Raw genomic sequence first — 6,631 nt, forward strand, 5'->3', positions numbered from 1 at the left:
GTCCTGGTACCGTCGGTGACGTGGATGTGTGCTACCTCGATGATATTGCCCTTTCAGGTCCGTGTACTCAGTATGTTCTGGACTGGGACGGAATTCCCGGTTCGGAAACCTTTCCACTGACGCTTAACCAACGTAACCATCTGGAGAGCGTCAGGGCGAGTGGCCGTCCATCGTGGGTTGCAGGATCTTTTATCCTCCCCAATGGTGTTCTCGCCGGTACAGAGAAGAACGTAGACGCTATTGCGGAGGCAATCCGCACTCTTATCGGTGATTATGACGCATTGCGGCTAGTCCCCTCCGATCCGTCGGAAAGCGAAAGCATCCAGAGAATGTGGTCGAGTGATCAACTATCTATCTCGACCGAAGCATTCCTCACCGATTCTCACGAAGATTCTTCAACTATTCGTCAAGAAGTGGAGGCGAGGATCGACGCCGCCTGCGTTCCAGGGTGCAAACCAGGGCTCTTTTTCGCCCTGTGTGGTCATCGCCTCGTGGTGGCGAGCGACCACTTTCATGCGGATATGGCGAGCATCCACATCATTCTCCGACGGCTGTGGGATCTTGTGGCCTCATCGGCAGAGAAGCTTGGAAACGGTAATAACAACTCCGCCGAAGAAGACGCCGGGACCGCTGACGGGAACGAAGAAAACTCCCCAGCTCCTGATCCCGCCGCGGCTCCGTCGTTTATTGATGTGGTGCGAAAAGAAAAGGAAGCGTCTGCTCGCTGGCATGACAGTAGTAACAGCGATGAACTGCAGCGCGCGCTCGCGGTATGGAAGCGTTTCTTCGATCACACCGAGGGAATCGTGCCGGCGTTCCCTGCCGAATTAAGAACGACAAAGTCGGTGACTCCTCATCACCGCACCGAACTTCTTGTACCCGCAGCTGACATGACCGGACCGATTGCAACGAGGACGTTCGCCGAGGCCATGGCAACTCTTGCCAGCTCCGTGCACACCGTGGTGGGTGCGGAATCCCTGCCATGCGTCGTCCCTATCCACACACGCGGGCGGTCGTCGAGCTCCTACCACGGAACCGTGGGGTGGATGGTCAGCAACGGTCCCGTCATCGCCGAGCCAGGCAACAGCGATGGTGTGCGCCAATGGTTGCGCGACGGTATCAACGCCGTGACCGTCCCACTGGACATCATTATGGAGACATTCCAACCTGTGATGCCGACCCCGCAGCCGTTCATGGTGTCATACAGCGATTTTCGTACCGGGCCCGGCCGGTCGGCAGCGGTCCCCGGAGCCGTGTATTTTTCGTCGCTCGCCCCTACAGCAACAGTGCAGCTGTGGTTCACCAGAAACGACAAAGGGCTATCACTCCGGGCGAAATATCCCGGAACGCCCCAGGCAGAGGCAATACTCGACGAGTGCGTTGACGATCTCACTCGCCGGTTAACACGCACCAACTAAGCGCGGACGGGCACAGCAGCCGCGTAATCACCCGTCGTCACGACGCTATGAATGATGGCAGCGAACCGTGACAGGAATGCAGCGATCGATTCTTCCGCCTGAGCGTTATTGGGGTAGCGCATCGAAACGTTGAGTCCCTCACCAGTGCGGTTGAGCCAAATGTAGACATCGTCGTCGCTCATCACAGAGCTACGGAGGGCGCGATCGTGGTCGCCCCAGGTGTCGGCACCTGGAACAAACCGCGTATCGACGTACGAGATCACGAACCGCGGAGGCTCATTGATGTGCAATGCGTCGCTCACAGCGGCATAGGGGTAGACGGAGAGATCACGGTGCCGCTTCGTCGCCTGAACCGTGTCCGAGAACGCCTCGGTGAAGCTCGATGCCCCGTTGAGCGGATCGTCGACAGGCATGAGCCCAACAAACCACCCGGCAGACAGCATGTACTTGGGTTCGTGGCGAGTGTGCATCGGCATGATATACCGCGCCGACGACACCGGCGAAAGCTCGGTGAGGGCCAACTTCAGGGCAGTCAGAAGAGCCGACTTGGTCGAGCCACCGTTGGCTTTGGCGCGCTTACCCAGCTCCGAGATGTCCTTCTCATTGAGCAGCCACTGCGAAAGGCTGTGCTGTGCCCGGTGCTGGTCCGCCGGCGTGGCCGACCCCGACTCCGCGTCCGACCGAATAGGCAGCGGGAACACCGGCGGTGCAAGATGCCCATCAGCACCAGTGAGGAACTCTTTCCATTCCTCCACCGCACGCTCACGAGCGGACGCCGATTCCGTGACCGCGCGCTCTCCCGCACAGAAGTCCACATAAGAACCCGCTGGTGGCAGTGCTGGTTCCCGCTTATCGACGGCTGCCGCGTAGAGTTCCCGGAGCTCGGCGATGGTGAACAGCTGCGTGTAAGCGTCCATCACGGCGTGGTCAGCGGCGAAAATGACGGTGAATTCCTGCGCTGCTTCAACTTCAGGCTCAATCGTCGCGACGGTGACGTGTGGCCATCCGATCCCATTGACATGCTGAGCGAAATGCCGGTGAATCTCGTGGCGCAAGAGTTGGTCGTCGTGGTAGACGCCGAAGTCGTTTCGGGACACGTCAACTGCGGAAGAACCCAGCGTGTAGCGCGTAAAGCTCGTGGTCGCTTCGTCGCGGTCATTAGCGACGGCTGTCGTCCGGTATGCCTCATGGCGGCTAAACCATGTGGTGAGGGCCTCGCGGAAAGCGTCGGTACGCAGTGGCTGGTGGATAACGAATGCTCCACCGATCCAGTCCTCGTAGACGGAGGGAAGCCCCTGCTCGGCGTTGGTCTTTTCTGCGCGGAGGACTTCGCGGAGGTGATCCTCGTGGTTGATGGAAAGGCTGCGTTCGTCCTCGCTCCACTGGCTAGCGTCGTCGGTAAATTGCCAGGTGGATAGCTGTCCGGTGGGGAGGGGGTAGTCGGCTAGTTCTGTGTATTCCATCGTGTCGTCCTTCGTTTTGCTTGTTGCCGTGCTTCTGTGCCAGTACGTTGCTGCTGTGCTGGTGCGTTGCTTCGGTACCAGTACTTCGATGTGCTTATCCAGCTGAAGTGCTGCCACTACTGTCTTATGAGCAGTCGTGCTACTGCACTGAGTACGCGATTGCACGATGTGGGGGAGCGCACTGCGTAGGTGCGTTCCGGCCCGAGAAAAAGCTGCTCTCTTGGGTCAATCGAGGACGCGGAAAGCGGAGGCTGCCACGCCACGCTGGTTCGCTATCTCCACGGTGAACAACGAAACACCGTAGATGAGCTAAAGGTTTGTACTCTCAAGTTTCGGTAGCGTAGGTTGCCGTGGCAGCCTCGTCAAGTGCCTATTTTCAATTTCTAACGATTTTTAATGGCCTAGCCGTACGATTTGCAACATAATCGTGCATAGAGAGAAGGCTGCAAGAAGAAGGAAAACTGCCTGCTCACCGACTTATCGGTGAGCTCAAGGAGGCAGTCAATGGATACCATCAAAAAATGGCAGTGACGTTCGTTACATATCCGAAACGACGTATGACGCAGCAGCGGTGAGTCCCGCCACCGTCAGAACAGAGGGCCACGCCCCAATTTTCTTGGCTAGCGGGTGCGACGCCCCGAACGCGGCCAAGTAGGTGGCGCCGAGCGCTCCAGCCTTCGCCGGGCCTCTCTTAGCAAGCCAGGTCCGCCCAGCGTAGAGGCCAGCTGCACCAAGAACGACGCCGCCCAGCGGCCGGATCCCAGTTTCGCGGGCGGTGATCCATCCGCCGATCAAGCCCGTCGCAACGATGGGTGCCGTATCAACGTACTTGGCTTTCTTTAAAGTCCAGTTAGTCTTTGCCATATCAGTCAAAATACACGTCTTCTGGCTTCAGCGACTCGGTACGGCGCGGTTGTGACTCCGCATTCTCCACGTAGTGGGCAGCATGTGGAATAAATGAGTGAGACTGCTCATCGGACAATTGCCGTTTGACCTTCGCCGGAACGCCCGCAGCCAGCGATTGCGCAGGAATTTCTTGCCCTTCCAGCACCACAGCAGCGGCGGCGATCAAGCTCCCCTCGTGGATCACGCTGTGGGAGAGCAACGCAGACTTCATCCCCACGAGCACCCCATTTTCCACAGTGGAGCCATGCACCAGCGCCATATGTCCGACGGTGACATCGTCACCTAGCGTGCAGGGGGCATCACTGTCGACGTGGAGAACGCTGTTGTCCTGAATATTCGTGCGTTCTCCAATTCGGATCGAGTTCACATCGCCGCGCAGCACGCAGCCGTAATACACGCTGGAATGCGCGCCGATTTCCACATCACCGATCAACGTGGCATTGGGCGCAATCCACGCGGTCCGGTGAACTCGCGGTCGCTTCCCGTTGAACGGGAGAAGCAGCGGACCGTCCGTGGATGAAGCCGTTTGTGGAGCGAAAGCCGAGTTTTCCATATCTCCATACTAGAAAGCCGCGAGAACCGGGGGTAGCCGGAACAAGCCGCGGCTACTCCTCGCAGCGTTACTCCTCGCGACGATAGACTTCCTGTGCCGAGACCTGGTCGCGAGCCATGATCGTAATGTGGTCGATATTCATCCGCGACGGCCGCGTCGCAATCCAGGCGACAGCGTCGGCAATGTCCTCAGCAACCATCGGCTCGAGGCCACGGTAGACGGCGTCGGCCTTCTCCTTATCGCCGCCGAAACGCACCGTCGAGAATTCCGTGTTCACCAGGCCGGGGCAAATCTCACACACACGAACCGGCTTACCCAGCAACTCGAGGCGAAGCACGCGCGTCATCGCAGCCACTGCATGCTTGGCGGCGTTGTATCCAGCTCCACCGCGGTACGGCTCGTGCCCGGCAATCGAGCTGATATTAATGACCTGACCATCGCCACTGGCCTCAACCTTGGGCAGCAGAGCACGAGTCACTCGGAGCGTGCCCAACACGTTGGTGTCATACATCCATTGCCAGTCCTCGACGTTGGCGTCGGCAATCGACTCGGATCCGTGCGCCCCACCAGCGTTATTGACCAACACGTCACACCGCGGAACCTGCTCACAGAACTTATCGACGCTCTCCTGATCGGTCACATCCAGCGGCAGGGCGACGGCGTCAATACCCTCTGCGACGGCTTGAAGCTTCTCGACGCGCCGGGCACCAATGTAGACGGTGTATCCCGCGTCGGCCAGCGCCTTTGCGGACGCCGCGCCGATGCCGGAACTTGCGCCCGTAATGACGGCTACAGGTTTGGTGCCGTCGCCATGAGCGCCAGAATCGTGATTGGTAGCGGAAGAAGCGTCTTTAGAAGGTGATGTCATAAATAATTCTCCAAAGGTACGGATATTTTTAAGGGTTTTACAGGTTAAAGATTGTACGGGTCGTGGGGGACACACGTGCCCTGCTCGACGGAATGCGCCCCCACCGCGCCGCTAGTCGCTACTACTGAATAGCGACTTTCTGATCCAACGTCGTCAGCGCCTTATCCAGGATCTCAAGACCCTGGCGTGCAACGTCGTCGGGAATATTGAGGGCAGGGCAAATGTGGATACGGTTCATGTTTTGGAACACGACCAAGCCATTCTCACGGCACTCCGCAACGAGTTCCTTGACCTCGGGCGCGGTTGTTCCATACGCACCGAGGGGCTCGCGGGTTTCCTGATCCTTCACCAGCTCGACCGCCCAGAAGCAACCAAGGCCTCGGATATCTCCGATGCTGTGGTGCTTTGCTGCCAGATCACGCAACGCAGGGCCGAAAACGTCCTCGCCCAACCGGCGGGCATTCTCAACCATTCCTTCCTCGTCCATGGCATTGATCGTCGCCACGGCAGCGGATGTTGCCAGAACATGACCGGAGTAGGTCAATCCGCCGGGGTAGGGGGTGTGGTCGAAATCAGCGGCGATTTCGTCAGAGATTGCGACGCCGCCCAACGGGACATAACCCGAGTTCACGCCCTTAGCGAAGGTCACCAGGTCCGGTTTCGCACCAAACTCCTCGAAGGCGAACCAGTTGCCGGTCCGGCCGAAACCAGCCATGACCTCGTCGCAAATCATGACAATGCCGTACTTATCGCAGATTTCGCGGACGCCCTGCCAGTATCCGGCCGGAGGAGGCATAATTCCCGCAGTTCCGGGGATGGACTCCATGATGAACGCGGCGAACAGCTCCGGCCCTTCAAACGCAATGAGGTTATCCAAGTACTCGAGGGCGCGCTGGCACTCTTCCTCTTCCGTCGTGGCGTGGAATTGGCTGCGGTACAAGAACGGGCCAAAGAAGTGAACCGCGCCCGATGTGCCGTAGTCATTTCTCCACCGACGGTTATCGCCCGAAATGTTCATAGCGATCTGGGTTGCGCCGTGGTAGCCCCTGAAACGCGACAACACCTTGTAGCGACCCGTGTGCAGACGTGCCAAACGGATAGCGTGCTCGACGGCATCCGCGCCACCGTTGGTAAACAGCACCTTGTTGAGATGATCGGGCAAGTGCGACGTGATCAGGCGCGCGGCCTCTGAACGCTTATCATTCGCGTACGCCGGGGCGATGGTGCACAGTTGGTCCGCCTGCTCCTTGATGGCCTGCACGACCTTCGGGTGCTGGTGGCCGATATTCGTGTAGACCAGCTGCGAAGAAAAGTCGATATATTCCTTTTTATCTGCATCGACGATGTAGGAACCGTGGGCCGATTCCATCACAATCGGATCCAACTCCGCCTGTGCAGACCACGAATGGAAAACGTGGGCTCG

General features: G+C 58.6%; 6 protein-coding genes. 1 reads left to right on the plus strand and 5 read right to left on the minus strand.

Going from position 1 to position 6,631, the window contains the following annotated elements; translation table 11 throughout:
- Positions 1 to 1,418: hypothetical protein (locus tag Q3981_RS09935; RefSeq protein ID WP_303125823.1), on the plus strand; the 1,418-nt coding region annotated here is incomplete at its 5' end.
- Here Q3981_RS09935 and Q3981_RS09940 read toward each other — a convergent pair.
- The 5 genes from Q3981_RS09940 to Q3981_RS09960 form a co-directional block, all read right to left on the minus strand.
- Complete coding sequence (locus Q3981_RS09940; RefSeq protein ID WP_303125825.1) at positions 1,415 to 2,998, minus strand: condensation domain-containing protein; 1,584 nt, start codon at positions 2,996 to 2,998, stop codon at positions 1,415 to 1,417. The two genes, Q3981_RS09935 and Q3981_RS09940, sit on opposite strands and share 4 nt — an antisense overlap.
- Before the next feature lie 420 nt (positions 2,999 to 3,418).
- Positions 3,419 to 3,745 (minus strand): hypothetical protein, encoded by a 327-nt coding sequence (locus Q3981_RS09945; protein WP_046201921.1) that lies wholly within the window; start codon positions 3,743 to 3,745, stop codon positions 3,419 to 3,421.
- Position 3,746: 1 nt separating this feature from the next.
- Positions 3,747 to 4,340, minus strand: coding sequence for a gamma carbonic anhydrase family protein (locus Q3981_RS09950; protein ID WP_303125828.1), 594 nt, complete (start codon positions 4,338 to 4,340; stop codon positions 3,747 to 3,749).
- A gap of 67 nt (positions 4,341 to 4,407) precedes the next feature.
- Positions 4,408 to 5,208: an SDR family NAD(P)-dependent oxidoreductase gene (locus tag Q3981_RS09955; RefSeq protein WP_303125833.1), complete on the minus strand. Its 801-nt coding sequence runs from the start codon at positions 5,206 to 5,208 to the stop codon at positions 4,408 to 4,410.
- A gap of 121 nt (positions 5,209 to 5,329) precedes the next feature.
- Positions 5,330 to 6,631 (minus strand): aspartate aminotransferase family protein (locus Q3981_RS09960; protein ID WP_303125835.1); only part of this gene is annotated, 1,302 nt, incomplete at its 5' end.

It is taken from the genome of Corynebacterium sp. (assembly GCF_030530965.1).
Classification (GTDB): domain Bacteria; phylum Actinomycetota; class Actinomycetes; order Mycobacteriales; family Mycobacteriaceae; genus Corynebacterium.